A 24934-nucleotide genomic window follows, 5' to 3' on the forward strand; every position below is an offset into this window, starting at 1 on the left:
CGGCGCGGGGACAAGACCTTGGACAGGATCGTCAGCTCCCGGCCATCCACTCGAAAGCGTAGTCGGTGCCGATCTGCACGACCTGCCTGTCCATCATCAGCAGCCGGGTTGCGTCCATGTCGAGGAACTCCGCCTCGTCGGGCAGCATGATCTCTGTCTGGTAGGGCTGGGCGTGCATCTCCTTGCGCGCCTCTTCCGAGACGAACCACGCTTCGGAAAACCCGTCGTAGTCCAGCGTGCCGACCCCGGCAAAGCCGGTGCTGGGCTTGATGTGGTGCTGCACGTAGCGCTTCAGGTAGGTTTCGACATTCGGGGTCGCGGCGACCAGTGGGCCATGTACCTCGCCCCAGTGCCTGTGGAATTCGTCCAGCGTCAGGCCGGGCTTGCGCTTGTAGAAACCCAGAAGAATGAGCATGTGCAGGTCCTTGTGTGGTCAGGGCGCGGAGTCGTCGGAGACGACATCGGGAAGGTCTGTGAAAATCCAGCGCGACAGTTCCAGATTGACCCGGTCCGGCCGCTCCTGCGCCATCCAGTGGCCAGAATGTACGATCCGCTCGGTCAAACGGGTGCAGCTGTCCCGCATCGGTTCGGCCAGGCGCGAGTCGACCGCCTCGCAGGTGACATCGTAACGCCCGGCCAGGAACAGCACGGGCATGTCCAGCCGACCGTTATTCACTGCTTCCAGCGTGTAGGCCTTGTTGGCATCGTCGTTGCGGTAGTAGGCATTCGGGCCGAAGAACCCGTTGCGCGACAGTGCCTCGACATAGATCGCGCGGTCCAGATCGCTGATCACCGCCGCGTCCCGTTCGACATCCGGCGCCACATCGGCACCACCGAACCAGCCGCCGTTGGCGAAGATGTCCGCATGCGGACTGCGCTGGCCCAGCCCTTCGGGTTTGCCTCTGCGGAAGAGCGCCCGGACGGTCCGGTCCGGATCCGCCTCCATCACCGACGTCGCGCGGTCGAACTGTTCGACGTAGAAGCGCTGGTAGGCCCACTGGCCGTAGCGATCGCGATCCTCCGGATAGATCGTGCGGTCGACCAGCGGCAGCAGGTGCTCCATCCCGAATTCCAGCGTCCGGTAGGGTACGCAAAGACCCGCGACGGCGTGGCATCTGTCGGGATGATGGCTGGCGACGGACCACACAGCGGGCGCGCCCCAGTCATGTCCCACCCAGATCGCCCGGTCGATGCCCAGTGCATCGGCAAGACCGACGAGGTCCCCGACCTGGTGGCGCAGGCTGTAGGCGCCGAATTCGGCATAGACGCCAGAGCGGCCATACCCGCGCATGTCCGGTGCGATCGCCCGGAAACCCATTGCGCCAAAGTGGGTCAGGATGTGACGCCAGCTCCATGACAGTTCCGGCCAGCCGTGCACGAAGACGATCGGGACGCCATCCTCTGGCCCGCATGCCAGAAAGAAGACCCGGTGATCGCCGATGAGGTGCGTGCCGGGCAGGATTTCTTGCGACATGGTTTCGCGCCCTTTCGTCTGGCCTGCTGCGGCCCCTGCGGCCGGCGATCCGACCTGTTGGCGAAAACCTCTCACCCGTTTCATTGCTTCCCTGCCCCCTCCCGCGGGGACAGCTGGGCCCGGTGGTCGGCGTCAGGGATCGAAGACAGGCGAGACATGGCGGAGAGGTGCGCACGGATGTACCGGGATGTGGTTTCCATGGATGAACCGGGCTTCAGGCAGCTGCTCGAATTGGAGCCGGACAGACCGTTCGGCATGCTGAACATGTTGGCCTTCCGGCCAATCGCGCTCTACACGCCGGACGATCCGGAATACGGTGCGCCCGAAATCACCGGAGAGGCGGCGTTTCGCCGGTACGTCCGGGAAAACGCCCGCAACCCCGTCCGCGCCCCGGGCGGTATGGCCTGGCAAGGTCAGCCGCTGGCCAGTCTCATCGCTCCGCCCGCAGAACGATGGGATCTGGTCTTCGTGAGGACCTACGACACGGTGTCTTCCTTCGTGGAGATGATCTCGTCGCCCGACTACCGCAAAGCCTGGCGACACCGCGCGGCGGCAGTGGCGGCGTCCCGGTTGATCGTCTGCGCGCAGGACGATCTGCTGTCGATATGGGCCGGCGGATAGCGGTCAGGAGAAATGCAACCCGCCGTTGATGTCGAGCACCGCGCCGGTGGTATAGCCGGCGGCGGCCGAGCACAGGAAGGCCATCGGCCCGCCGACCTCGGACGGGTCGCCCATCCGCCCCATGGGCAGGCGCGACAGGTCGAAGGGCTGGCCCGAGGCGCGCAGCATCGGCGTCAGGATCGGCCCGGGCGCCACGGCGTTGACCGTCACGCCATGCGGTGCCGCCTGACGGGCGAAGTAGCGCACCAGCGACTGCACCGCGCCCTTCGAGGCGACATAGGCCGGTTCCACGTCCAGCGTGGTGCCGGCGTTGCGCCCGGCCTGCGAGGCGATGATGGCGACGCGGCCCCTGCCCCGCGCCATCATGGCGGGCAGCACGGCGCGCAGCATGTTGATGGGCCCCCGGACGTTGGCCTGCATGATCCGGGCGTAAAGCGCGTCCCATGCGCCATCGTCCAGCCAGTCGCCCTTGGCATAGACGCCGCTGCATTCCGCATAGGCGTCGAGCGGGCCGAGTGCGGGGATCAGGCTCGACACCCTGTCCCGGTCGGTGGTGTCGATGCGGACCGCCCGGACCTCCACCCCGGCGTCCCGCAGGTCGGCGGCCAGGTCCGACGGCGTTTCGATATCCGCCAGGATCAGCCGGGCGCCAAGGGCGGCACAGGCCCGTGCCGTGGCCGAGCCGAGCGCGCCCGCCGCGCCCGACACCAGCACGGTCTGCCCGTCGAGGGCGAAGGGATGTGCCAGGCTCATGCCGGTGCCCCGATGCGGTTCCGGATCATTGCGCCGCCACCTCTGCCGCCCCGGGCGCCGCCTTGGGCGCCTGCCGCAGCAGCGCGGTCAGGACCTGGTCCAGCACCGCCCCGGGATCGGCCACCGGCCCGACCGAGCGCCAGGCGACATGGGTGTCGGGCCGCACCAGCAGGGCACCGCCCGCGCCGATCTGGGACTGGATGGACCAGTCCCTGTCCACGTCGGTGAAATCCCTGCCCGCGACGACCGCCCGGAACGGAATGCCGCAGCGCGCGGCGACGGCACGCCCGGCCTCGGCCCAGGCGTCACCGTTCGGACCCGCGATCAGCACGAAATCCCCCCGCCCCGCCAGGTCGAGGGTCGAGAGCACCTTGCCGTCGCGCTCGATCCAGCAATGCGGCAGGCGGTGTCCGGGGCGTGTCGTGGGCACATAGGTCCGACCCAGCGGATCCGGCACCGGCGGCTGCGTGCCGTCGGCCACGACGGCGCCCTGATCGTAGCGGAAGCCGAGCTCCAGGTCATGCGCCTGCCACTCCATCTCCTGCACCTTCAGCACCTGCTTCAGCCGGGCGCGGCGGGTGCGGCCCTCGTCGTCCTCGGCAAAGAACCTGGCAAAGTTCCGGCGGCTGGTCTCGCCATCCCCGCGCACGAGGCCGATGGCGCCATCCGTCAACGGATGGTTCTCGAAGGTCATCAGCGCCCAGCTCACGTTGCGGGCGGCGACGGGGCGGCGCTCGGCCTCGTAGCTGTCCAGCAGCGCGGGATCGGCGCGGCCCGCCAGGACCTCGCGCAGCTTCCACGCGATGTTGTGGGCATCCTGGATGGCCGAGTTCAGGCCCAGCCCGGTGGTCGGCGGATGCCGGTGCGCGGCATCGCCCGCCAGAAAGACGCGGTCAAAACGGTAGCGGTCCGCCAGCACGCCCTCGACCTCCCAGTGACCGATGCCGATGATGTCGGGATCGAGGTCGGGCAGCTTCATCAGCTCGCGCATGCGCGGCAGCAGCGAGGCCTCGTCGAACCGCGCGGGATCGTCGGGACGGAACGAGAAGTGGAACATCCATTCCTCGGAATGCCGGTCGAACCGTGTCGGGCCCAGCTTGCCCAGCACACCGCTGGTCCAGGACCCGCCGTCGGGGTTCACGAACCATGTCGTCATGGCATGGTCATCGTCCCACCACTGCGACAGGTCCGCCCGGAAATAGACCGTGACCATGTCCACCATCTTGCGCCGACCCTCCAGCCGGCTGCCCACGATGGGCCCGACCGTGCGACCGCCGTCGGCGGCGATCAGGTACTGCGCGCGCACGGTCTTGTCCTGCCCGGTGGCGAGGTCGCGGATCACGGCGGTGACGCCGTCGCGGTCCTGTTCCAGCGACTGCAGCTCGTGCGAGAACAGCAGCCCCCCGGGATTGCGGCGTCCGGCCTCGTCGTTCAGCAGAGGTTCCAGCCGGACCTGGGGATAGAGGCAGCTTTCGCAGGGGCTGTGCCGCCGGTAATCGGTCAGCGACCCGCCCCCGAAGGAATCCACGCTGTGGAAGGTCCGCCGGTCCAGCGGCCCGTCGCCGCCCAGGGTCGTGCACCAGCGGATGCGCTGGATGCTGTCGAGCGGCATCGCCCGCTGGTAGACCGCGCCATCCAGGCCGAACTGGCGAAAGACCTCCATCGTGCGCTGGTTGATGTAGCGCGCCTTGGGCAGCGTTCCGGTCACGCCGCGCCGTTCAACCAGCAACGACCGGACCCCAAGTTCGGACAGCGCGATCGAGGCGGTCAGGCCGCAGCCACCGGCCCCGACGATGAGAACGGGAATTTCGATGTCGGGCAATTCGACCTCCGGGTATAGCAGCCGGGCCTTGTCGTTCAGGGCCGCCCGGACCGGTTCGGCGACCTGCCACGTCGATTAATTGTGCCCGCTCGTCTAGACTGTCCCCCAAATGCGTTACACCGGGCGGGTCCTGACAGGGAATGATGCAAGGTGTCAAAGACACATACTTTCCAATGAGCGGCGGATGAATTCGAACGATCAAACCTGGGACAAGGACGAGGCCGACGCTCTGATCGAGCGGATGAAGCTGGCCGAGGATCACGTTTTCCGGTCGGAAGAGAACATTGCGCGGCTGTGCTCTGTCATCGCCAACCGGACAAGCTGGATCATGCAGTCGATGTATGGTGAACGCTTCGGGCTGACCGTGCTGGGCTGGCGGATCCTGGCCATCCTCGGCTCGCAAGCGCCGCTGCCCGCCAAGACGATCGCCGAGATGGTCGCGACGGACCAGGTGACCATCAGTCGGGCGATCGACCAGCTGTCGATCAAGAAGCTGATCCGCCGCCGCGTCGACCCGAGCGACCGGCGCCGCCAGCTGATCCGGCTGAGTGACCGGGGCGTGGAGGCCTATCGCCAGATCATCCCGCTGTTCATCGCGGCCGAGGATGCCCTTCTCAGCCCGCTGTCCGCTTCGGAGGCGGCGGAACTGCGGCGCCTGCTGACCATCGTGACCAAGCGGGCCGAGGCCCGCCTGTCGGAAAACACGCCCTGGCAGGAGGTCCTGACCGAGTTCGGATCGCCCGCCAAAAACGCCGACTGAGTCCCGCCCTCAGGGACAGCACGGCCCGGCACAGCGCCTAGGCTGGCCGCAGTCCGCCTGGGCGGCACATCAAACGCAATCGCAAGAGGAACAGCATCATGCAAACCGACTGGTTGGGCCTGGGCGGCAGGGTTGCCGTCGTCACCGGCGGCAGCGGCGGGATCGGCAAGACGATTGCCGCGTCGCTGGTCGGGGCCGGCTGCAAGGTCGCCATCCTGGACATCAACGCGGACGCAGCCGCGGCCACGGCCAGCGACCTGTCCGCGAATGGCGCAACGGTGATCCCGGCGGCAGCCGATATCTCGGACCGCGACAGCGTGCAGACCGCCGCCGACAAGATCGCGGCCGAGTTGGGCGCCTGCGACATCCTGGTGAACAACGCGGCGCTGGTGCGGAACGGGCCGCTGTCGTCCCTGTCGGTTGCCGACTGGAAGGCCTGCATCGACGTCAACCTGACCGGTTTCTTCATCTGCTCGCAGGTCTTCGGCCAGCAGATGATGGCCGGATCGGGCGGCGCGATCGTGCATGTCTCGTCGATGGCCGGGCTTCACCCGCAGCCCACCAGCGGCGCCTACAGCGTCAGCAAGGCCGGCGTGATGATGCTGTCGCGGAACATCGCGCAGGAATGGGGGCCAAAGGGGATCCGCTCGAACGTGGTGAGCCCGGCGATGGTCATGACCCCGATGTCCGAGGTGATCTACCGCGATCCTGCCGTACGCAAGAAGCGCGAAGAGATCGTGCCCGTCGGCCGCATCGGTGCGCCGCAGGATATCGCGGATTCCATCCTGTTCCTCGCCAGCGACCGCGCCGGTTACGTCAGCGGGCAGGACATCCTCTGCGATGGCGGCTGGAGCACGGTGCTGCTGAAGACCGTGCCGCGCCCCGGCTTCGACCAGCCCGACGACTGAGAGCTGCCTGCAGGTCCCCCGGTGGCACGACAGGGCCGCCACCGGGTGAAACGGGCCGAACCGGCAGGCGGCATGTCCGCCCCCGGGCACGCGGACCTGGCCCCGATACAGCGAAAAGGGCGCGTGCATCGCGGCACGCGCCCTTTTTCTTGATCCGGCTCCGCAGTGGCCGCGAACCCGCCGCGCGTGGCGGTGTCAGGCCGCCTCGGCCTCGGCCTCGCCCGACCTCATGCCGGTGTTCACCCAGGCGTTCCAGGCATCCAGGTACCACATCAGCAGTTCGCGCTGGCTGGCGATGCCAAGGCGGCTGTAGGCGCGCTTGCGGTAGGTCATGACGCTTTCCTTGCCGATGCCCAGGTCGTCGGCGATGGCACAGGACGACAACCCGTGCAGGATGCGCGAGCAGACCTCGCGTTCGCGGCGCGACAGCTTGGACATGTTGACGACGCAGTCCTCGATCATCTCGCGCGAGGCCAGGGCGGGCGTCAGATCGGACTTCTGCTCAAACAGTTCGGTATGGCGCGAGATGATCGTCAGCAGCAGGGCCGCCACGCGTTCCAGCTCCGGCATGCGGTCGGCGTCGAGCGCCTCGCGGCCGGCACGGCGCAGCAGCTTCATGCAGATACCAGCGGTGTTGAGCCGGGCATAGACCAGGACGGTTTCGCAGTCGTCCTCGGCGCTGGACGGACGTCCGGCACCGGCCACTGAAGTGATAGGCTGGATCACGCGGATGCGCACCGAATCCCCTGCCGTGGCGAGGTGCCGCTTCACCTCGTGCACATTGGCGCGCATGGCGCGGGACAGGCGGCATTCGGGCGAGGCCGCGCTTGCGACCTCCAGCAGGCGGTAGTCGCTCAGCCGGTAGCAGGCAACGAAGTCCACACCCACCAGGCGATGCACGACCTCCAGAAGGGAGTCAGGGAAGTTTAAAGTTCCAATGTTGGATATAATATCAATCAGATCGACCGGAACCGCGAACGTGGCCGCGGAATCGAAATCGGATGTGGTCTGCTTGTTCATCTTTGTCCTCCCTGCTTACAGCTCTCGTGAGCCGTTCTCCCTGACCAAATACATACTTTCACTCAGAAATCATTGCAATCCTCAACTAATTTGCGACGCCAAGTAAACGTAAAGTCTTATATTACATACTTTTTTGGCATTCCAGACTAAATCCCTTGGGAAGCTGCCGGGCGGACCTGCGCGAATCGGGGCCTCCGTCACCCCCTGCGCAGGCCGACTCGCCCCCCTCCATGCAAAAAGGCCGCCAGCAATGCGGCGGCCTTTCACGGCATCTGTCCCTGTCGCGTCAGGCAGTCAGAGTTGCGGATCCGCGACCCGGACGACCATGCCGTCCATCTCCTCGCTCATGACAAGCTGACAGCTGAGACGACTGTTCGGCTCGCGCTCCATCGCGGTGAAATCCAGCATCTGGTCCTCGGTCAAGGACATCTCGGGCGTCTTGGCAAGATAGGCGTCATCCAGCACGACGACATGGCAGGTGGCGCAGGACATGCCACCGCCGCAGTCGCCGACGATCCCCTCGATCCCGGCGGCGGTGGCCGCCCGCATGATGCTGTCACCGACCTCGACGTCGAGGTCGATCCGCGAGTCGTCCGGATTGATCAGGGTAACCTTTGGCATTCATTCTCCTTCTGGGGTTGGATGTCAGGCGACCAGCCGCAGCGGCAGCCGGTCCAACGTCCTGAGCGTGTTGATCGGTCTGTAGGTGGCCTCGCCGTCCAGCTCGATCCGGGACAGCCGCGACACCAGCGCCTGCAGCAGGATCTCGGCCTCGAGCCGGGCGATGTTCTGGCCGATACAGATGTGCGACCCGGCCCCGAGCGCGAGGTGCACGCCGGTGCTGCCCCGGTCTATGTCATAGGCGGTCGGGTCGGGGAACCTGCGCGGGTCCAGGTTGGCGGCCCCGATGAAGCAGCCGACCTTGACGTCGCCCTTCAGGGCCAGCCCTTCGACCTCGATGTCCGCGACCGTGGTGCGGTGGATCAGCTGCGAGGGGCTGTCGAGGCGGATCGCTTCGTCAAAGGCCGCCTTGGCCTTGGCGGGGTTCTCCTTCAGCTTCGCCCATTGCTCGGGGTTCTGCGCCAGGCGGTAGAGCGTGTGCCCGATCCCCGCGATGGTGGTATCGGTCCCGGCCCTGAGGAACGAGCGCACCTGCACACCGGCGGTGCCCTCGGGGAACCCGCCGTCGTCCTCGGCGGCATAGATCTTTTCTCCGAACCCGCCCTTCACCATGCTCTCGCGCGAGAAATACTGTTCGTAGTTCTCAAGGTGCGGACCAGCGGCCTCGACGGACTTGCGCGTCAGATCGTTGTAGGGGCCGATCTGGTTGAAGTTCATCTCGCCGATCAGCGGAAAGGCTTCGCGCGGCATGTCGATGCCGAGCGCGTCGGGAAAGACCTTCAATATGAAGGGCTCCACGATGTCCTTCATCGCCTCGACCGAGCCACTGGCAATGATCGCGTCCGCCTGCGCCTCGGCAACCCGGGTGAAATCCTCGCGCCACTGGCGGATGATGATCGGCGACAGGACCTTCTGGAGCGTCTTGCGCACGTTGCGGTGCTCGGGCGGGTCGATCTCGGCGATGGGGCTCGGGGTGCGCCAGGCGCCGGGCTTGCGGATGTCCGACATGCCGATCCCACCCGTGCTGGTGAACCGGGCATAATCCGACAGCGCGGTCTGGACGAGGTCGTAGCGCCCGACCGCGTACATCTCGTAGCGGGTCAGGTAGACCACCGGCGCGGTTTCGCGGATCGCCTCCTGTACCGCCTCGGGGGCGCAGAGGTTCCCGGGCGTGAACGGGTCGATGTCCAGCGCCGGCGGGGCTGTCATGGTCGAACCGGATGTCATTGGCTTGGCCTCCCTCCCCGGGCGGATGATCCCGGGGTCAATTCATGCCGCGACAAGACGGAGCGGCAGGTTCTGCAACATACGCATCTGGTTGATCGGCTTGTAAACGGGTTCTCCGGCCAGCTCGATCCGCTTCACCCGCCGGGCAAGCGCGCCCAGGATGGCGGCGGCCTCGGCCCGGGCGATCATCTGGCCGATGCAGATATGCGCCCCGATGCCAAAGCCCAGGTGGGTCCCGGCCGAGCGGCGCTCGATGATGAAATCGTCCGGGTTCTCGAACTTGCGGGGGTCGCGGTTGGCGGCGCCGAAGTAGACGCCGACCTTGGTGTCGGGGCGCAGCTTGACGCCGGACAGCTCGACCTCGCCATAGGTCGTCCGGTAGGAGACGTGGAACGACGGTTCGAGCCGCAGCGCCTCTTCGAAGGCGAGGCCCGCCTTTTTCGGGTCGGCGTGGATCAGGTCGTACTGCCCGGGGTTTTCGGCCAGCTTGCAGAGCGAATGCCCGACACCGGCCATGGTGGAATCCGCGCCGCCGCCGACCAGGGAACGGGTCATGTTCGACGCCAGCCCCGCCTCGGGGAATTCGCCGCGATCCTCGGCCTCGAACAGGGCGTGGGCAATGGACTCCGGCCGGACCCCTTCGCGCTGGCAACTGTGCTCGAACCAGTCGAGGTAGGGCTGCGCCTTCTGCATCGCCTGTTCGTACAGTTCGTTCTGTGGACCGGACTGGTTGAACCGCATCTCGCCGATGGCCAGGATGTTCGGCCGCGGAAGATCGATGCCGACCGCGTCGGGGAAGACATCGAGGATATAGGTTTCGGCGATATCCGCGACCCCGTCGACCTCGCCCTTTTCGACCAGCTCGTCCGCCAGCACGGCGGCGCGTTCCTCGAACTTTTCCTTCATCTTGCGGATGGCAATCGGCGAGAGATAGCGGTTCAGCACGCTGCGGATTTCGGTATGACCCGGGGGATCGTTTTCCAGCATCCGGTTCGGCACGCGGAAATCGCCGGGCTGGCGGATGTCCTGGATGCCGATGCCGCCCTTGGCGGTGAAGGCCTCGTGATCCTTCAGCACCGTGGCGCATTCCTCGTACCGGCCGACGGCATAGACGTCGTACTTGGGGATCAGCGCGATCGGACCGGCCTCGCGCAGGCGTTCCTGAAAGGCGTAGGGGCTGCGCAGAACCTCGGTGTCGTAAGGGTCGATATCCAGAACCGGCGCCTGGTTCCGATCGCTTTCCATGACGGCTTGTGACATGCCGGGCCTACCTCGCTGCTACCTGCGCGCCGTGGCACGCGTGGGATTTGCACCAGCGGTATCACCCGGAGCCTTGGCCCGGTGTCCCCCTGTCTGGGGAATACCCGGACGCCTGTCCGGGTGATGGTCCGGGAAACCGCCAGCCGGGGATCCCGCCGCATGTACTATGAATTCCGTTTCTACGCCGTCGCCCCCGGCCGCCTGCCCGACGAGATGGCGCTGGTGCGCAGCGTCGCGGTCGACGGCGCGCCGGACGGTGCGGCGCACAGCCTGTGGGATCGCTACGGCGTGCCGCGCCCGGTCGGGTCCTGGATCACGCTGACCGGGCGCAACCGGCCCGGGTTCCTCTACGTGGTGCCCTGGGACAGCCTCGATCAGCGCGACGCGCACCTGCCCCGGTTCTGGACCGATCCGCTCTGGTCCGCGCGGCGGGCCGAGCTGACGGGCGGGCACACGCTGGTCAACGATATCGAGACGACGATCTATACCGCACTGCCCGAATGGGCCGCACTGCGCGACCCGGCCCCCGCGGCGCCGGTGCCGGGGGTGCACGAACTGCGGGTCTACGACCTGGACACCGGCACCCAGCCCGAGGCGCAGCGCGTGCTGGGCGCTGTCGATCTGCCCGCCGCCATGTCGCTGGGCGCCCGGGTCCTGGGCCTGTTCGGCATGGTGCTGGGCGCAGACCGCCCGCGCCTGGCGTGTCTGCTGGCCTGGCCGGACATCCGGACGCAGATGCAGGCCGCCGAGGCGCTGGACCGGCACCCGGATGTGGTGGCGCAGCGCGCGGCCGAGATCGCGGCGCGCGGCGGCGTCATCTACGACCGGATGGACCAGTACCTGTTGCAACCGATGGCATGGAACATGCCGCACACCAACCTGGGGGCCACGACATGACCGCCGATCTCGCCCCGCCCGTCACCATCGATGCCTATTACGAGCTGCGGCTCTACGAGATGCTGCCGGGCCGCATGGACGGGTTCCTGCCGCTGATGGAGGAAACGGCGATCCCGCAGTTCCGCCTGCATGGCATCCCGCGCCCTCTGGCCATCTGGCAAAGCCACACCGGCCCCATGGCCCCGCTCTATGCCTACCTGATCCCGTGGCGCTCGCTGGACGAGCGGATGCGCTGCTGGACCGCCTTCTACGGCGACCGGCTCTGGTCCGAGCGCACCGCCGCGAATTTCGCCGACGGCCCCCGGCTCAGACGGACGCATGTGCTGATCCTGCGGCCCGGGCCGGGCTGGGACGGGCTGGCCGATCCCGACCGCACCGGCCCGCAGGGCGGGGTGCACGAACTTGCGCTGCACGACCTCGACAACGACAATCCCGGGCTCGGGCACGCGGCGCTGACCGGGACCGACCTGCCCTACCTGCAGGCGCGGGGCGGGCACGTGCTGGGCAGTTTCGCCACCTGGTACGGATCGCGCATGAACCAGGCGGTCACCCTGACGGCCTGGCCCGACGCGGAAAGCTGGCGGGCGGCCACTGTCGCGCTGCAGAGCGATCCGGATGTCGCCCGGCGCCACGACGCCGGACGCCGGGCACGCGGCACGACGCTGCTGCGCGGCAGCGCGGTGCACCTGATGCGCCCCCTGCCGGGATGGGAGCCCGAGGCGAACCTCGGGCGGATCTGACCCCGGCGCCTAATCCGGCAGGACGCGGACACTGGCACTGGCGATACGCCAGTCGCCCGCCACCCGGCGGAAGCCCCAGGTATAATGTCCCATCATCGCCACCCGGCCGGCGCCTTCGCGCCAGTCGGTGATCAGCGCACGGCTGATCCCGTGGGCCGTTTCGTCATCCGCCCCGGCGGTGATCACGATATCCGTCATCTGGTGCCGGAACCGCCGGTTGAAGCTGTCGATGATCGAGGACTGGATCATCTGGCGCAGCGCCTCGGGCCCGCGCTTGGTCTCCTGCGGCAGGCCCGACCCGCCCTGGCTGGCGGGTGGAGAGTTCTCGCGCGTCCAGCTTCCGTCTTCGGTGAAGAGCGCGACAAACCGGTCGAGCTCTCCGGCATCGGCGGCATGGGCGTAGCGCGCGATCAGGGTGCGCAGCGCGATGTCGTCCTCTGCCGGAACGCGCGGGCCGTCCAGGATCCCGTCCCGCGTCATTCGGTATAGACGCCCTGCGACAGCAGGGTCTTGCTGGCATAGTCCCCGCCCTGCCCGCGCGTCAGGAAGCCGGCTGTCATACCGCCGTCGACCGGCACGATGGCCCCGCTCATGTAGCTGGCGGCATCGCTCATCAGCATCAGCGCCACGGCCCCGATCTCGTCCGACTGGGCCATCCGGCCCAATGGCGTGCGGTCGAAGACCACGCGGTCGATGTACTTCTGGGGCATGTTGGCGCGCAGCAGCGGCGTGTCGACGAAACCCGGCATGATGGCGTTCACGCGGATGCCGTAGCGGCCCCACTCCAGCGCCAGCGACTTGGTCATGCCCGCGACCGCATGCTTGGACGACACATAGTGCAGCCGCCCCGGATGCCCGCCCAGCCCGTCGATCGAGCCGACATTGACGATGCTGCCGGCGCCCCGCGCGATCATGTGACGCGCGAATTCCCGTGCCGCCAGGAAGACCCCGTTCACGTTGATGTCGAGCACATCGTCCAGGTCAGCCACCGCCAGCGTCTCGGCCGGCGAGGTGCGCGAGATGCCCGCCGAGCTGAAGAGCCCGTGCACCGGGCCCAGGTCGGCCTCGACCGCGTCGGCGGTGCGGGCCATCGCGGCCTCGTCCCGCACATCGAGCGCATAGCCCTGCGCCGCGACGCCAAAGCCCTTCAGCTCTTCGACCGTCTTGTCGATATTGTCCTGGTTGATGTCCAGCACGGCGACCTTTGCGCCGTCCTTGGCCGCTGCCAGCGCGGCCGACCGGCCGATCCCCGACGCGCCGCCGGTGATGGCGATGACCCGGTCCTTCAATCCATAGTTCTGCATTCTCGGGCGTCCTTCCGCTGATGATCTGAGCCTTTGGCCAGGACGCTACGGCGATCCGGGTGCTTGCCCTGTCCCCGGCCTCGGGGACCCGGTGCGCGGCGGTCCGGGCGGATGATCGGCCAGGAGAATGCGGAGGAACACCATCATGGCCCGGATCGACACGCGGCACCTGCTGACGATGCGCTGCGACGTGGACAGCACCAGCCACCTGGGCGCCGTGCCACAGGGATATGAGCGGCGGATCGTGACCGTCAGCGGCGGCACCTTCGAGGGGCACGACCTGCGCGGCCGCATCAGGCCCGGCGGCGGGGATTTCCTGACCATCCGGTCCGACGGGGCCTATCACCTGGACGTGCGGCTGGTGCTGGAAACCGACGGCGGAGAGCTGATCTACATGACCTATATCGGTCGCCGCAACGGCCCGCCCGAGGTCATGGCGCGCTACAAGCGGAACGAGGCGGTCGGCGCGGACGAGGATTATTTCCGTACCATCGTCCAGTTCGAGACCGCCGCCCCGCGCCTGCTCCGGCTGAACGACCTGCTGGCCGTCGGCACCGGCAGCCGTACCGCCCAAGGGCCGATCTACGAGATATTCGAGGTGCTCTGACCCCTCAGGCCGCCGCGCGCAGCACCGCCAGCACCGACGCGGCGTCGGGAAAGGCCCGCCCGCCGGTCTGCAGTTCGGGCGCGGTCATGACCTCCCGCGCGGCGGCCTCCAGCGCCGAGGTATCGGCCCCGGCGGCGCCAAGCGTCGCGGGCAGGCCCAGGTCCTGCGCCAGCGCGGCCACGGCATCGCCCAGCGATCCGCCCGGCGCGCCCATGGCATCGGCCAGCGGCGCGTGCAAGGCGGCGGCCTCGGCCCCGGTATGGCGCAGCACATGCGGCAGCAGGATGGCCGAGACGACGCCCTGCGGCAGCCCGCTGTCGCGGATCACCGGCCGCCCGATGGCATGGCTGGGCCCGTGCGGCACGCCCATGGCCGCCCCCCGGATCGCCAGCCACGCGCCAAGCTGGCAGGCCTGCCGCGCCTCCAGATCCGTGCGGTCGCGCCGGACGGCACGCAGCCCCGCGGTCAGCAGGCGCAGCCCCTGCAGCGCATCGGCATCGGCCAGCGGCATCGCCCCGGCCGAGGCGCACCATGTCTCGATCGCGTGATCCACCGCGCGCAGCCCCGAGGCGAACCACAGCGCGTCGGGCGTTTCCAGCGTCGCCGTCGGGTCGAGGCAGACGATATCCGCCGCCAGGTCGCTGTGCCGCACGATCTGCCGCCCGCCGCCCGGCAGGGCAAAGCCGGCGGCGGGGGTGTATTCCGCCCCCGAAAGCGTTGTCGGGACCGAGATCATGTAGGGCCGCGGAGAGGCGGTGGTGGTCGAGGTCTCGAGCCGCGGCAGGTCGTCCTGCCCGGCGACGTTGTTGGTCAGCAGGATGCGGGCGGCCTTGGCGGCCTCGGCCACCGAGCCGCCGCCGACGGCGACCATCGCCTCGGTCCCCTTGTGACGCAGGGCGGTGGCGATGCGCAGCACGTCGGCGGCGGGGGCATCGCGGCGGATGTCCATCAGCCGGTCGGTGCAGCCATCGCCTAGGATCGCGCTGCAGCGTCCACCCGCCGCCCCCTCGCCCGCGACCGAGGCGGCCGAGACCAGCACGGTCTGCCGGGCCCAGAGCTCGCTCAGCGCGCGGGGCAGCATCTCTTCCAGCGGATCGCCGTAAAGGACGATCTGGCGTTGCGGGGGACTGTATCGCCCTTTGAACATCGGGTACTCCGTCGGGTGTCGGTTGGGTCAGCCCTGCGGCCTGACGCGCAGCCCGGTCGGGGCGCGAAAGGCAAAGGCGGGGTGGAAAGTCATCGGCCCCGGCGCGGCCAGCCGCATGGCGGGGAATGCGGCGGTCAGCTCTTCCAGCATGACCCGCACCTCCAGCCGCGCGAGAGACGCGCCCAGGCAGACGTGGATGCCATTGCCGAACGTCAGGTGCCTGCGCCCGTTGCGCCGGTCCAGGCGGAAGGCATCGGGGTCGTCGAAGACCTCGGGATCGCGGTTGGCGGCGGCAAAACTGACGACGATCTGCGAACCGGCAGGGATGTCGATCCCGCCAGGTTTCACGTCGCGCAGCACCCGCCGGCGCCAGTTGGCCACCGCGCCGTACATCCGCAATCCTTCCTCGACCGCCGCCGGGATCAGCGCGGGATCCGCCACCAGCGCCTGCCAGAGGCCGGGCTCCGACAGGAGCGCGTGAACCGTGCTGGTCGACTGGCTGGTCGTCGTCTCGTGCCCGGCGAAGAGCAGCCCGAAGGTGGCCGAATTGATCTCGTTCATCGTCAGGCGGCTGTCGTCGCCATCGCGCAGCTGCAGCAGGGCGCTGATGAAATCGTCGCCCGGGCGGTCGACGCGGGCCTGCACCAGCGCCACCACGTAGTGCCAGAATTCCAGCAGGTTGCGCGCGGCGGCCATCTGGGCCGCGGCCCCGGTTCTGGAAAAGCCGAGCATCAGCCGGTCGGTGGCCCAGCCCTTGACCCGCGCGGCATCGGCGTCGGGAATGTCGAGCAGGCGAAAGATCACCCGCGCGGGCAGTTCCCAGGTCATCGCGCGCAGCAGGTCGACCTCTGCCTGGCCGCAGATTCCGTCGATTGCGGCGCGGGCCAGCCTGCGCACCTCGGGCTCCAACGCCATCAGGCGGTGCATGTTCATCGCCTGCGCGGCGTAGGTGCGGATCCGCGTATGCCGGGGCGGGTCGCAGTTGACCTGGATGCCCTCAAGCGCATAGCCGCCCCCGGACAGGAGGTCGAGCGCCTCGGGCGGCAGCGGGGTGATCGGTGTGTTGGCGTTGCCGGCCGAAAAGGTCGCGGGGTCCTGCAGGATCGACAGGACGTCGGCATGCCGGGTGACGACCCAGGCGTCGATCGCGGGGGCGTAGAACACCGGCTCGGTCGCCCGGGCCCTGCCCAGCACCTCGTGCATGCGCAGGCTGTCGAACGGGTCCCAGTCGTGACCGATGCTGCCCGCCGGGCATTCCGCTGGCGGCAGGTCCCAGACCCTGGCGAGATCGCTCATGACGTGATGCCTCCTGCGCGGCAGAGGATGCGCGCCCGCCGGGGCGGACGCGCATGGGACAGTGTCCGGATCATTCCGGCGCGAGCATCAGGTCGCCATCCTTCACCACCAGGATTGCGGCGCCGTAATGCGGGTCGAAGTCGTCGTCGTCCATTGTCCAGGTTCCGTTGCCCAGGATGGTCGGCACGTCGCGCAGACCGGCCAGCGCCTCGCGCACCTTCGCGCGCGTGGGCTCCGGCCCGGCCCGCTTGATGGCTTCGACCGCCAGGTCGGCCAGCGCATAGCCCATGGCCGCCCAGTTGTCCGGCAACTCGCCATAGGCCTCTTGATATGCGGTGACGAAGTCTGCGTTGCCCTCTGTCTCGGCCTTCAGGAAATAGTCCGCGATCACGATAGAGCCCTCGGCCGCGCCGCCGGCAGTGTCGATGAAGGCGGGCGTGGCAAAGGACGACGGGCCGACCAGCGGCACGTTCATCGGCAGGCCCGCCTGACGCAGCTGAACAACCACGTTGCCGCCGACCTCGGCCGGGGCGGCGACGAAGAAGGCGTCGATGTCCGAGCTGGCCAGACGGGTCGCGATCGCCAGGAAGTCGGTGTCCGACGACAGGATCCCGTCCTCGGACACGACGTCCACATCGGTGCCGTCGAGCCCCTTGATGAAGGCGTTCTTCTGGCTGACGAAGCCATCGTTCGACCGGTCGAAGATCACCGCGACCTTCTTGATGTCGGTCTTGCCTGCCACATAGGCGGACAGCTCGCCCAGCATGTCGTCGCCGACCTGCTGCACCTTGAACGACCACGGCCCGGCCTCGACGATGCCGCGCGACGAGCCGATGCCGAACAACGCGACCTTTTGCTCGTTCGCGACCGGCGCGCCGGCCGTACCTTCCAGGCTGGTGGTCGGCCCGAGGATGATCAGCAGGTCGTCATTCTGTGCCAGCCGGCTGACCAGCGTGATGGTCTGGCCCTTGTCGCTGGCCGAGTCTCCTTCGACCACCTCCAGCGTGACGTCACCCAGCTCGCCGCTTTCGTTGGCGTGCTGGATGGCCAGTTTCATGGCGTTCTGGATCGGCACCCCGCCAAAGGCGTAGGTGCCGGTCAGCGCGTTGATGACGCCGACCTTGTAGGTTTCGGCCTGGGACATGGTGGCCCCGGCCAGAAGGATCGCCACCGAGGCGAACTTGAGGGTCTTGAGGGGTTTCATTCTTTCCTCCCTTTTGTCCGGATTTCGCGTGGTTCGCCGGTGTCCGGTTGAACCGATTGCATCAGACCGGGTCTTCGGCCCGGCCCAGGTAATGGTCGACGACCAGCGGATCGTGGGCGAGATCGGCCGCCACGCCCCGCATCACGACGCGCCCCTGTTCCAGGATCGCCGCGTGCCGCGCCGTCTCGAGCGCCAGTTTCGCGTTCTGTTCGATCAGCAGGATGGTCAGCCCCTCGCGGTTCAGGCGCAGGAGGGCGTCAAAGACCTCGCGCACAATGACCGGGGCCAGGCCCAGGCTCGGCTCGTCCAGCACCAGGATACGGGGGGCGCCCATCAACGCCCGGCCGATGGCCAGCATCTGCTGCTGCCCGCCCGAAAGCGACCCGGCCAGCTGGTTCCGCCGCTCGGCAAGCACTGGGAACAGGTCGTGCACGTGGTCCAGTTCGGACCCGCCCCGCCCGCTGCTGGCGATGCGGCCGAGCTCGAGGTTTTCGCGCACGGTCAGCGGCGCGATGACCTGACGCCCCTCGGGCACCTGGATCAGCCCGGCCCTGGCGATCCGGTGCGCGGGCATGCCCAGCAGGTTCTGCCCCTCGAAGGTCGCCTGTCCGGCCTGGGCCGGGACGATCCCGCTGAGGGTGTTCAGCAGGGTGGACTTGCCCGCGCCATTTGGTCCGATCAGAGCAAAGATCTCGCCCTGGCCCACGGTCAGCGACACGTCCTGCAAGGCGCGGATCCCGCTGTAGGAAACGTTCAGGCCCGAGACATCCAGCATGCTTCAGCTCCCGAGGTAGGATTCGATGACGCGTGGATCGTTGATCACGCTTTCCGCGTCGCCCTCGGCGATCAGCCGGCCCGAAGCCAGCACGCAGACATGATCGCAGAGCCGCCGCACGAACCGCATGTTGTGCTCGATCAGCAGGATGGCCACGCCGTCGTCGGCCACCTCGCGGAAGATGGCCGCCAGCTTGTAGGCCTCGGCGTCGTTCATGCCCGCGACCGGCTCGTCCAGCAGCAGCAGCCTGGGTTCCGTCGCCAGCGCGCGCATCATCTCGATCCGCCGCTGGTGGCCGTAGGACAGTGACCCGGCGGGCCAGTCGGCCATCGCGGTCATGCCGAACCTGTCCAGCAGCTCGTCCGTCCGTGCCAGCAGGGCGCGGCGTTCGCGAAAGGCCGAAGGCAGGCCCAGCAGGTTCGCCAGCGTCGAGGTCTTCTCGTGCAGGTGGAACCCGGCCAGCACGTTGTCGCGGACGCTGGCATCGCGCACCAGCCGGATGTTCTGGAAGGTCCGCGCGATGCCCATGCGCGACAGCTCCTGCGCCTCGCGGGTGCTCACGTCCTCGCCATCCAGCAGGACCTGCCCGCGCGACAGCTTCAGCAGGCCGGCGATCATGTTGACGACCGTGGTCTTGCCCGCGCCGTTCGGTCCGATCAGCCCGGTGATCCGGCCGCGTTCGGCGCTCATGTTCAGGCTGTCGACCGCCGGAAGGCCGCCGAAATCCCGGCCGACACCCTGTAGCGCCAGCATGCTCATGACGTGACCTCCGCCGCATCGGCCCCGGCCTGCCCGCGCGTCAGGGCGCGGCGGCGCAGCCAGCCCCGCGTCGTGTCCACCACGCCGCTCGGCAGGAAGGTGATCGAGGCCATCAGCAGCGCCCCCTGCACCACCGAGCGGTAGTCCTGGAACCCGCGCAGCAGCTCGGGCAGGCCGGTCAGGATGATCGCCCCGACGACCGGGCCAAAGACCGACACGCGCCCGCCCAGAACCACCATGGCCAGCAGCATCACCACCATGTGGAAGCCGAATTCGTTCGGCGTGATCGAATAGCTGGAAAACGCGTGCATCGCCCCGCCCAGCCCCGCGATGGCCCCTGACAGCACAAATGCGATCATGTGGTGCTTGCGGACCGAATAGCCCAGGGACACCGCCACCGTCTCGTCCTCGCGGATGATGTCGAAGCCGCGCCCGATGGCCGACAGGCCGATCACGTGCAGGACATAACCCACGAAGACCACGGCGATGGCCGCCTCGGTCAGGTGCACCGCCTTGGGGATCGAGTTGATGCCAAGCGCCCCGTCGGTCAGGGCGGTCCAGTTCAGCGCCGTCGACAGCACGATCTGCACCAGCGCCAGCGTCGCCAGCGCCTGGAACACGCCACGCAGGCGGGCCAGCGGCACGGCGGCCAACGCGCCGAAGATGCCGCCCGCCACCACGGCGATGACCACGCAGACCACCGGCGGTACGCCGTACCGGGTCGCCAGGATCGCCGCAGCATAGGCGCCGACGGCGGCGAAGGCCGCACTGCCAAGCGAAAAGACCCCCGCGCGCAGCGGAATGTACTGGCTGAAGGCAAGAACCATGTTCAGCAACGCCAGCTCGAAGAGCGGTTCATATCCGGCGAGACTGCTCATTGCCGTGCCACCCGCGCCGCGCCGCCATGCACGCTGCCGAAGAGTCCGGTCGGCCGGGCCAGCAACACCAGGAACAGCAGCGAAAAGACCACCACATCGGCCAATCCGGCCGAGAGGTAGGACACCGTCAGAACCTGCACGATGCCGATCAGCAGCCCCGCGACCAGAGCGCCGGGTATGCTGCCCAGCCCGCCCAGGATGATGACCACGAAGGCCCTGAGCAAGAGCGGCTCGCCCATCATGAAATGCACCGAGTTGAAGACCAGGCCGATCAGCACCCCGGCGACGCCCGCCAGCGCTCCCGACAGGAAGAAGACCTGGAAGTTGACGGAAAACGGATTGATCCCCAGCAGGCGCGACGTGCTTTCGGAATAGGCCACTGTGCGGATCTGCCGCCCGGCGCTGGTGCGCTGCAGGTACCAGACCAGCCCCACGACCATCAGGATGACGATCCCGATGATGACCAGTTGCAGAAGCTGCACCCTGAGGCCGAAGACCTCGTAGATGCGGATGGGGAAGGTGTCGAAGGGAAAGCGCATGACCCGTGTCGCGGTCATCTGCTGCGCCAGCGACAGCAGGATCAGGTTCGCCCCGATCGACGACACGATGGCCGAGAATTCGGGCGCCTTGCGTTTTCGCAGGGGCCGGAAGGCGACCCAGTCCAGCAGCACCGACAACAGCCCGCCCGCCAGCGCGCCGATGGCCAGCGCGGCGATGAAGGGCAGGTCGAGCATGGTGGCCGCGAAGAGACCGGCAAAGGCCCCCCACATGAAGACCGCCCCATGCGCCATGTTCATGATGTGATTGACCCCGAACAGGAGCGTGAAGCCGAGCGCGAAAAGCCCGTAGACACTTCCCACCACCACTCCGTTCAGCAATTGCTGAGCCAGCATACGTTCCTCCCCGGGTCAGTCCTGCCCTCGCGCTCTGGGCCTGTCCGACCCTATCTCATGGCCGGCACGGGCAGGCGTAACCGCTCCGGGGGACAAGTGTCCGAATGAGCGGCGCGTGACACAAAATGGCTTTGCGGACGTGGCCACTGGCCGGTCGGTCGGCAGGTGCCGCAGCCTGCCCGACGCCGGGAACGGGCGTCGGGTCGCAGGCGGCTCGTCGGCACCCGTGGTCGGAAGATGGCGCGATGCGGACAGCCGCGGGCCGGCGATACCGTCGCGCCGTCAGCCCTGCGAAAGCCGTGCCAGCCGCGCCGGAAGCTCGGCCATCAGACGGGCGCGGTCGGCATCGGACATGGCGTTCCAGGTGAAGACCTCGCGCACCGTGCGACCGCAGCCCTCGCAGAACCCGGCCTCGGGGTTCTGCCGGCAGATGCGGCGGCAGGGGGATGGCGGCAGGCCCGCGCGGTCGCGCATCTCGCCCATCACGCGGCCTTTCCGGCAGTGCCGGCCCGGGTTCTCAGTTGCCGGGGCATCGCGACCAGCAACAGCGCGCCAAGCGCCACCAGCAATACCGCCGCCACCGCGAACAGCAGGCCAAAGCCCGCCCGGTCGATCATCTGGCCACCAACCTGCACGCCGATGGCCTGGGCCAGGAAATAGCAGGTGGCAAAGATCGCCATGGCCGAACCGCGCATGTCGGGCGCCATCTCGGTCGCCATGGTCTGCATCGTGTTGTGCAGCATGTAGAACCCCAGCCCCAGCAACGCGATCAGCGGCGCCGTGACCCATCCGACGGTATTCACCGCCAGCCCCAGGTAACAGGCGGCCACGATCAGGGTTCCGACGAATGGCAGCCTGCGGTTGCCCAGCAACGCGTAGAGCCGCCGCGACTGGCTGACATAGACCAGCCCGCCGATGCAGAACGTGGCGAGATAGGCGCCCACCGTGGCGAAATCGAACCCGAACCGGACGTTCAGCGCGGCGCCCACATAGGTGAATGCGCCGAACATCGCCAGGGCCTCGAGCGAGACGGCGAACAGCACGAAACGGACCACCGGATCGCCCAGAAGCCGGCGATAGCTGCGCAATGCCCGGCGCACCGCGCGGTCGCCGCCCGGGCCGCTGCCCATGTCGGCCGCACCGCGCCGGCGCGCGGTCATCAGCCCGGCAATGGCGATGACATAGACGGCCGCCAGCAGCAGAAAGGTGCTGCGCCAGCCGAACATCTCTCCCATCACGCCGCCACCGATCTGCCCGGCCAGAAGGCCCAGGATCTGGCTGGACATGAAGCGGGCCAGCACCGGCTGGCGGTCCTCGTGGGGGATGGCGTGGCCGACCCAGGCCAGCGACAGCGGCACGATGGCGGCCGCCGAGACCCCGGACAGGAACCGCGCCACCGCGATGCCGTGGAGCGTTCCGCTCAGCGCACAGGCCAGCGTCGCGACGCTCGACGCCATGCAGGCCCAGAGGATCACGCGGAAGGCCCCGAACCGGTCGCCCAGCGGGCCAAAGACGACCTGGAACGCGCCGTAGGCCACCGCATAGGCCGTGGCGACAAAGGCGACCGATCCGATGGTCGTGCCGAATTCCAGCGCCATCTGCGGCAGGATCGCGTCCATCACGCGGTTGGTCGCCGCCGCCGCAAAGGCCGCCATCGCCAGGAACACGATGACATGGCCGGCCTGTGGCGGCGCGCCTGCTTCGGCTTCGGGCAATGCCATGCCGTCACCTGCTCCTTGCTCCGGGATCGCTTGGATATCAGTCTGGTGACGTGGCCCGGCACGGTATGTCCCCAGACGGGTTACGCCGGTCCGGCCCCCGGCAGAGGATAACGGCCAGGTCACGGAAGGAAAGGCCGCCCGATGCTTTACGAACTGCGCCAGTACCTGGTGGACCGGGGTCGCACGATTCACAATCACCGCCGCATGCACGATCACCTGCCGCCCCTGCTGGCCCGGCACGGAGTCACCGTGGCCGGACGGTGGGATGCGCTGGCGGGGCCGCGCTATCCGATGTTCTGCTACATCATGGAATGGACGGACCACGCCGAGCGGGACGCCGCCTGGGGATCCTTTTACGCCGATCCGGAATGGGCGCGCATCCGGTCCGAGACCAACGACGGATTCGAGATGATCCAGGAGAACCGGCTGCAGTTCCTCAAGCCGAACGCGGCGCTGTGCCCCGACGGGCCGTCGTTCACCGGGCCGGAAAGCCTGCACCAACTCGTCGTGCACAAGACGGCCATCGGCCGGACCGGAGAGGTCAACGCCTTTCTCGCCGACACCTGGCTGCCGCACGTGCAGGCGGCCGGCGCCGGCGTGATGGGGGTCTGCGACCTGCTGAGCGGGCCGGACATGCCCGCCGTCGTGATGTTCCTGAACTGGGAGAACGAGGCCGCCTGGCGGCGCGGCTGGCGCGACTTCACCCTGGGCGCGCCGATGGTCACAGCCTATGACGCGCAGCGGGCCGAACTGGGGATGACCCTGCTCGACCGGGGCGAGGTCGTTCTGATGGAGCCCCTGCCCGGCCTGCCACCCCAGGCGAAACTGCGCACCGCGCCGGCCTGAGCCGCCGTGCGGGGCTGTCCCTCATCGGGGGACAGGGATATTTAAACGCGCGGTGAATAAATCCTCCTGCGGCCTTTGACGCTGGGTCACCGTGCCGCCAGTCATGCAGGCGGCCCGCGACGGCCGCTTCAACGGGAGGACCAGATGCTTTCACACACCTACAGGGCCATCGCCCTCGGCGGCGCGCTGCTTGCCGGCGGCGCGGCCCATGCGACCGACCTGCGCTATGCCACCGGCTTCACCCCCGGTTCGACCGGGGCCGAGAATGCCGTGCGCACCGCCGAATACCTGAACGAGGTCTCGGGCGGCGCCATGACCATGGTGCCCTATGTCCAGTCGCTGCTGAGCTTTGGCGAGATGTCGGCGGGCGTGCGTGACGGGGTGGCGGATGCGGGCTTTGTGCTCGTGCCCTACAGCCCGGCCGAGTTCCGCAACACCGCCATGATCGCCGACCTGACGATGCTGTTCACGCTGATGGGCACCGGCGACCGGGGCGGGCTGGCCTGGACCGGCGCGCTGACGGAATACGTGATGCTCGCCTGCCCCGCCTGCCAGGCCGAGATGAAGGCGCAGAACCAGGTCTATACCTCGACCTCGGGCACCGAATACGCGCTGATCTGCGATGCCACGATCGACGGCAAGGCCGATCTGCAGGGCCTGAAAATCCGCGCCCCCGGCGGCAACTGGAGTCGCTGGGCCGAGGCCTTCGGCGCCGTGCCGGTGCAGCTGAACATGGCCGAGACATTCGAGGCGATGAGCCAGGGGATCATCGACTGCACCATCTCGGGCATGACCGAGATCACCGACATGGGCCTGACCGAGGTCACCAAGACGGTGCTGACCGACGTGCCCGGCGGCGGCTTCGGCGGATCGGCGATGTTCAACATCAATCTCGACGTCTGGTCGGCGATGTCCGAGGACGAACGCAGACATTTCGTGCGGGCCGCGAACTTCGGCGGCGCGGACCTGTCCTGGGGCTATCACGAGAACAACCTGAAGGGCCGCGCGGCGGCCGAGGCCGCCGGCATCACCGTCAAGGAGGCCGACAGCGACCTGGCGGACGAAACCGCCGCCTGGGTGCAGCAGGACATCGACGGCATCGCCACCCTCTACGCCGAGAAATACGGGCTTGCGAACACGTCGGGCTCGATCGAGACCTTTCTCGGCATCTTCGAGAAATGGACCGGCCTGGTCCAGGATGTCGACAGCGCGATGGCCCTGTCGGATCTGATCTGGGACGAGGTCGGCAGCAAGGTCGACTATTCCACCTACGGCATGTGATCGCGCGGGCGCCCGGAGCCATCCCGGCGCCCGACCTGTGCCTCCCTGCGCAGCCCTGTGCCCCGGCGGGGGGACACAAAAATTATCCGCTCATTCAATAATTGATCCGACAGCCGTCGC

The 24934-nt window shown here is 68.1% G+C and carries 27 protein-coding genes; 8 read left to right on the forward strand and 19 right to left on the reverse strand.

The features are described 5' to 3' along the window. Nucleotides 1-31 precede the first annotated feature (31 nt). Together GLS40_RS09085 and GLS40_RS09090 are read right to left on the reverse strand one after the other, a co-directional pair. On the reverse strand, nt 32-415 hold the full coding sequence (locus GLS40_RS09085) for an EthD domain-containing protein (protein WP_160382442.1): 384 nt from the start codon (nt 413-415) through the stop codon (nt 32-34). Between the two features lie 18 nt (nt 416-433). Beyond that, nucleotides 434-1474: an alpha/beta fold hydrolase gene (locus GLS40_RS09090; protein WP_160382443.1), complete on the reverse strand. Its 1041-nt coding sequence runs from the start codon at nt 1472-1474 to the stop codon at nt 434-436. Between the two features lie 177 nt (nt 1475-1651). On the opposite strand from GLS40_RS09090, the gene GLS40_RS09095 reads away from it, so the two are divergent. After that, the gene (locus GLS40_RS09095) at nt 1652-2095 is read left to right on the forward strand and encodes a DUF1330 domain-containing protein (protein ID WP_160382444.1); all 444 of its coding nucleotides are present in this window, start codon (nt 1652-1654) and stop codon (nt 2093-2095) included. A gap of 3 nt (nt 2096-2098) precedes the next feature. Here GLS40_RS09095 and GLS40_RS09100 read toward each other — a convergent pair whose 3' ends face one another. Both GLS40_RS09100 and GLS40_RS09105 read right to left on the reverse strand, forming a co-directional pair. Continuing rightward, nucleotides 2099-2848 (reverse strand): SDR family NAD(P)-dependent oxidoreductase, encoded by a 750-nt coding sequence (locus GLS40_RS09100; RefSeq protein ID WP_160382445.1) that lies wholly within the window; start codon nt 2846-2848, stop codon nt 2099-2101. 25 nt (nt 2849-2873) lie between these two features. Beyond that, the gene (locus GLS40_RS09105) at nt 2874-4670 is read right to left on the reverse strand and encodes an FAD-dependent monooxygenase (RefSeq protein ID WP_160382446.1); all 1797 of its coding nucleotides are present in this window, start codon (nt 4668-4670) and stop codon (nt 2874-2876) included. A 184-nt stretch (nt 4671-4854) separates the two neighbouring features. On the opposite strand from GLS40_RS09105, the gene GLS40_RS09110 reads away from it, so the two are divergent. Next, on the forward strand, nt 4855-5430 hold the full coding sequence (locus GLS40_RS09110; RefSeq protein WP_160382447.1) for a MarR family winged helix-turn-helix transcriptional regulator: 576 nt from the start codon (nt 4855-4857) through the stop codon (nt 5428-5430). 98 nt (nt 5431-5528) lie between these two features. Then, a complete protein-coding gene (locus GLS40_RS09115) occupies nt 5529-6338 on the forward strand; it encodes an SDR family NAD(P)-dependent oxidoreductase (protein WP_160382448.1) in 810 nt (269 codons plus the stop codon). Between the two features lie 195 nt (nt 6339-6533). Here the strand turns inward: GLS40_RS09115 and GLS40_RS09120 are convergent, their stop codons facing one another. The 4 genes from GLS40_RS09120 to GLS40_RS09135 form a co-directional block, all read right to left on the reverse strand. Beyond that, a complete protein-coding gene (locus GLS40_RS09120; RefSeq protein WP_160382449.1) occupies nt 6534-7358 on the reverse strand; it encodes a helix-turn-helix transcriptional regulator in 825 nt (274 codons plus the stop codon). Nucleotides 7359-7652: 294 nt separating this feature from the next. Continuing rightward, on the reverse strand, nt 7653-7979 hold the full coding sequence (locus GLS40_RS09125; protein ID WP_160382450.1) for a 2Fe-2S iron-sulfur cluster-binding protein: 327 nt from the start codon (nt 7977-7979) through the stop codon (nt 7653-7655). Between the two features lie 24 nt (nt 7980-8003). After that, the gene (locus GLS40_RS09130) at nt 8004-9206 is read right to left on the reverse strand and encodes a cytochrome P450 (protein WP_160382451.1); all 1203 of its coding nucleotides are present in this window, start codon (nt 9204-9206) and stop codon (nt 8004-8006) included. 42 nt (nt 9207-9248) lie between these two features. Beyond that, nucleotides 9249-10466: a cytochrome P450 gene (locus GLS40_RS09135; protein ID WP_160382452.1), complete on the reverse strand. Its 1218-nt coding sequence runs from the start codon at nt 10464-10466 to the stop codon at nt 9249-9251. Nucleotides 10467-10625: 159 nt separating this feature from the next. Between GLS40_RS09135 and GLS40_RS09140 the strand changes: the two genes are divergently transcribed. Both GLS40_RS09140 and GLS40_RS09145 read left to right on the forward strand, forming a co-directional pair. Continuing rightward, the gene (locus GLS40_RS09140; RefSeq protein ID WP_160382453.1) at nt 10626-11363 is read left to right on the forward strand and encodes an NIPSNAP family protein; all 738 of its coding nucleotides are present in this window, start codon (nt 10626-10628) and stop codon (nt 11361-11363) included. Further along, a complete protein-coding gene (locus GLS40_RS09145; protein WP_160382454.1) occupies nt 11360-12103 on the forward strand; it encodes an NIPSNAP family protein in 744 nt (247 codons plus the stop codon). Before GLS40_RS09140 ends, GLS40_RS09145 begins: the two co-directional genes overlap by 4 nt. A 9-nt stretch (nt 12104-12112) precedes the next feature. Here GLS40_RS09145 and GLS40_RS09150 read toward each other — a convergent pair whose 3' ends face one another. Both GLS40_RS09150 and GLS40_RS09155 read right to left on the reverse strand, forming a co-directional pair. Further along, nucleotides 12113-12583, reverse strand: a complete 471-nt coding sequence (locus tag GLS40_RS09150) for a nuclear transport factor 2 family protein (RefSeq protein ID WP_160382455.1) — start codon at nt 12581-12583, stop codon at nt 12113-12115. Further along, complete coding sequence (locus GLS40_RS09155) at nt 12580-13407, reverse strand: SDR family NAD(P)-dependent oxidoreductase (RefSeq protein ID WP_160382456.1); 828 nt, start codon at nt 13405-13407, stop codon at nt 12580-12582. The genes GLS40_RS09150 and GLS40_RS09155 overlap by 4 nt, the downstream gene beginning before the upstream one ends. A 145-nt stretch (nt 13408-13552) precedes the next feature. Between GLS40_RS09155 and GLS40_RS09160 the strand changes: the two genes are divergently transcribed. Continuing rightward, nucleotides 13553-14014, forward strand: coding sequence for a DUF3237 domain-containing protein (locus GLS40_RS09160; protein WP_160382457.1), 462 nt, complete (start codon nt 13553-13555; stop codon nt 14012-14014). Between the two features lie 4 nt (nt 14015-14018). Here GLS40_RS09160 and GLS40_RS09165 read toward each other — a convergent pair whose 3' ends face one another. From GLS40_RS09165 to GLS40_RS09205, 9 genes are all read right to left on the reverse strand, one after another. Beyond that, nucleotides 14019-15161 carry an iron-containing alcohol dehydrogenase gene (locus GLS40_RS09165; protein WP_160382458.1) on the reverse strand — a complete coding sequence of 381 codons (1143 nt, stop codon included), beginning with the start codon at nt 15159-15161 and terminating at the stop codon, nt 14019-14021. Between the two features lie 27 nt (nt 15162-15188). Continuing rightward, the gene (locus GLS40_RS09170) at nt 15189-16457 is read right to left on the reverse strand and encodes a cytochrome P450 (protein ID WP_160382459.1); all 1269 of its coding nucleotides are present in this window, start codon (nt 16455-16457) and stop codon (nt 15189-15191) included. Between the two features lie 70 nt (nt 16458-16527). Next, nucleotides 16528-17661 (reverse strand): ABC transporter substrate-binding protein, encoded by a 1134-nt coding sequence (locus tag GLS40_RS09175; protein WP_160382460.1) that lies wholly within the window; start codon nt 17659-17661, stop codon nt 16528-16530. Nucleotides 17662-17722: 61 nt separating this feature from the next. Continuing rightward, the gene (locus tag GLS40_RS09180; protein ID WP_160382461.1) at nt 17723-18436 is read right to left on the reverse strand and encodes an ABC transporter ATP-binding protein; all 714 of its coding nucleotides are present in this window, start codon (nt 18434-18436) and stop codon (nt 17723-17725) included. Between the two features lie 3 nt (nt 18437-18439). After that, entirely contained in the window at nt 18440-19195 is a 756-nt protein-coding gene (locus GLS40_RS09185) for an ABC transporter ATP-binding protein (protein WP_160382462.1), read from the reverse strand. After that, nucleotides 19192-20073 carry a branched-chain amino acid ABC transporter permease gene (locus GLS40_RS09190; RefSeq protein WP_160382463.1) on the reverse strand — a complete coding sequence of 294 codons (882 nt, stop codon included), beginning with the start codon at nt 20071-20073 and terminating at the stop codon, nt 19192-19194. Before GLS40_RS09190 ends, GLS40_RS09185 begins: the two co-directional genes overlap by 4 nt. Next, nucleotides 20070-20966 (reverse strand): branched-chain amino acid ABC transporter permease, encoded by an 897-nt coding sequence (locus GLS40_RS09195; RefSeq protein WP_160382464.1) that lies wholly within the window; start codon nt 20964-20966, stop codon nt 20070-20072. The genes GLS40_RS09190 and GLS40_RS09195 overlap by 4 nt, the downstream gene beginning before the upstream one ends. Before the next feature lie 282 nt (nt 20967-21248). Further along, complete coding sequence (locus tag GLS40_RS09200) at nt 21249-21449, reverse strand: DUF1289 domain-containing protein (protein ID WP_235905865.1); 201 nt, start codon at nt 21447-21449, stop codon at nt 21249-21251. Then, nucleotides 21449-22687: an MFS transporter gene (locus GLS40_RS09205; protein ID WP_160382465.1), complete on the reverse strand. Its 1239-nt coding sequence runs from the start codon at nt 22685-22687 to the stop codon at nt 21449-21451. Before GLS40_RS09205 ends, GLS40_RS09200 begins: the two co-directional genes overlap by 1 nt. 141 nt (nt 22688-22828) lie before the next feature. On the opposite strand from GLS40_RS09205, the gene GLS40_RS09210 reads away from it, so the two are divergent. Continuing rightward, nucleotides 22829-23533, forward strand: coding sequence for an NIPSNAP family protein (locus tag GLS40_RS09210; protein ID WP_160382466.1), 705 nt, complete (start codon nt 22829-22831; stop codon nt 23531-23533). A 144-nt stretch (nt 23534-23677) separates the two neighbouring features. After that, nucleotides 23678-24814, forward strand: coding sequence for a type 2 periplasmic-binding domain-containing protein (locus GLS40_RS09215; RefSeq protein WP_160382467.1), 1137 nt, complete (start codon nt 23678-23680; stop codon nt 24812-24814). The last annotated feature ends 120 nt before the right edge of the window (nt 24815-24934 follow it).

It is taken from the genome of Pseudooceanicola pacificus, assembly GCF_009789075.1.
Taxonomy (GTDB): Bacteria; Pseudomonadota; Alphaproteobacteria; order Rhodobacterales; family Rhodobacteraceae; genus Pseudooceanicola; species Pseudooceanicola pacificus.

Coding starts and splice junctions, on each gene's coding strand:
- GLS40_RS09170 (WP_160382459.1), bottom strand. CDS start 16,457: ATGAGCGATCTCGCCAGGGTCTGGGACCTGCCGCCAGCGGAATGCCCG.
- GLS40_RS09085 (WP_160382442.1), bottom strand. CDS start 415: ATGCTCATTCTTCTGGGTTTCTACAAGCGCAAGCCCGGCCTGACGCTG.
- GLS40_RS09205 (WP_160382465.1), bottom strand. CDS start 22,687: ATGGCATTGCCCGAAGCCGAAGCAGGCGCGCCGCCACAGGCCGGCCAT.
- GLS40_RS09195 (WP_160382464.1), bottom strand. CDS start 20,966: ATGCTGGCTCAGCAATTGCTGAACGGAGTGGTGGTGGGAAGTGTCTAC.
- GLS40_RS09100 (WP_160382445.1), bottom strand. CDS start 2,848: ATGAGCCTGGCACATCCCTTCGCCCTCGACGGGCAGACCGTGCTGGTG.
- GLS40_RS09110 (WP_160382447.1), top strand. CDS start 4,855: ATGAATTCGAACGATCAAACCTGGGACAAGGACGAGGCCGACGCTCTG.
- GLS40_RS09150 (WP_160382455.1), bottom strand. CDS start 12,583: ATGACGCGGGACGGGATCCTGGACGGCCCGCGCGTTCCGGCAGAGGAC.
- GLS40_RS09115 (WP_160382448.1), top strand. CDS start 5,529: ATGCAAACCGACTGGTTGGGCCTGGGCGGCAGGGTTGCCGTCGTCACC.
- GLS40_RS09095 (WP_160382444.1), top strand. CDS start 1,652: ATGTACCGGGATGTGGTTTCCATGGATGAACCGGGCTTCAGGCAGCTG.
- GLS40_RS09140 (WP_160382453.1), top strand. CDS start 10,626: ATGTACTATGAATTCCGTTTCTACGCCGTCGCCCCCGGCCGCCTGCCC.
- GLS40_RS09155 (WP_160382456.1), bottom strand. CDS start 13,407: ATGCAGAACTATGGATTGAAGGACCGGGTCATCGCCATCACCGGCGGC.
- GLS40_RS09120 (WP_160382449.1), bottom strand. CDS start 7,358: ATGAACAAGCAGACCACATCCGATTTCGATTCCGCGGCCACGTTCGCG.
- GLS40_RS09215 (WP_160382467.1), top strand. CDS start 23,678: ATGCTTTCACACACCTACAGGGCCATCGCCCTCGGCGGCGCGCTGCTT.
- GLS40_RS09160 (WP_160382457.1), top strand. CDS start 13,553: ATGGCCCGGATCGACACGCGGCACCTGCTGACGATGCGCTGCGACGTG.
- GLS40_RS09200 (WP_235905865.1), bottom strand. CDS start 21,449: ATGGGCGAGATGCGCGACCGCGCGGGCCTGCCGCCATCCCCCTGCCGC.
- GLS40_RS09130 (WP_160382451.1), bottom strand. CDS start 9,206: ATGACATCCGGTTCGACCATGACAGCCCCGCCGGCGCTGGACATCGAC.
- GLS40_RS09125 (WP_160382450.1), bottom strand. CDS start 7,979: ATGCCAAAGGTTACCCTGATCAATCCGGACGACTCGCGGATCGACCTC.
- GLS40_RS09135 (WP_160382452.1), bottom strand. CDS start 10,466: ATGTCACAAGCCGTCATGGAAAGCGATCGGAACCAGGCGCCGGTTCTG.
- GLS40_RS09165 (WP_160382458.1), bottom strand. CDS start 15,161: ATGTTCAAAGGGCGATACAGTCCCCCGCAACGCCAGATCGTCCTTTAC.
- GLS40_RS09210 (WP_160382466.1), top strand. CDS start 22,829: ATGCTTTACGAACTGCGCCAGTACCTGGTGGACCGGGGTCGCACGATT.
- GLS40_RS09190 (WP_160382463.1), bottom strand. CDS start 20,073: ATGAGCAGTCTCGCCGGATATGAACCGCTCTTCGAGCTGGCGTTGCTG.
- GLS40_RS09185 (WP_160382462.1), bottom strand. CDS start 19,195: ATGAGCATGCTGGCGCTACAGGGTGTCGGCCGGGATTTCGGCGGCCTT.
- GLS40_RS09180 (WP_160382461.1), bottom strand. CDS start 18,436: ATGCTGGATGTCTCGGGCCTGAACGTTTCCTACAGCGGGATCCGCGCC.
- GLS40_RS09090 (WP_160382443.1), bottom strand. CDS start 1,474: ATGTCGCAAGAAATCCTGCCCGGCACGCACCTCATCGGCGATCACCGG.
- GLS40_RS09145 (WP_160382454.1), top strand. CDS start 11,360: ATGACCGCCGATCTCGCCCCGCCCGTCACCATCGATGCCTATTACGAG.
- GLS40_RS09175 (WP_160382460.1), bottom strand. CDS start 17,661: ATGAAACCCCTCAAGACCCTCAAGTTCGCCTCGGTGGCGATCCTTCTG.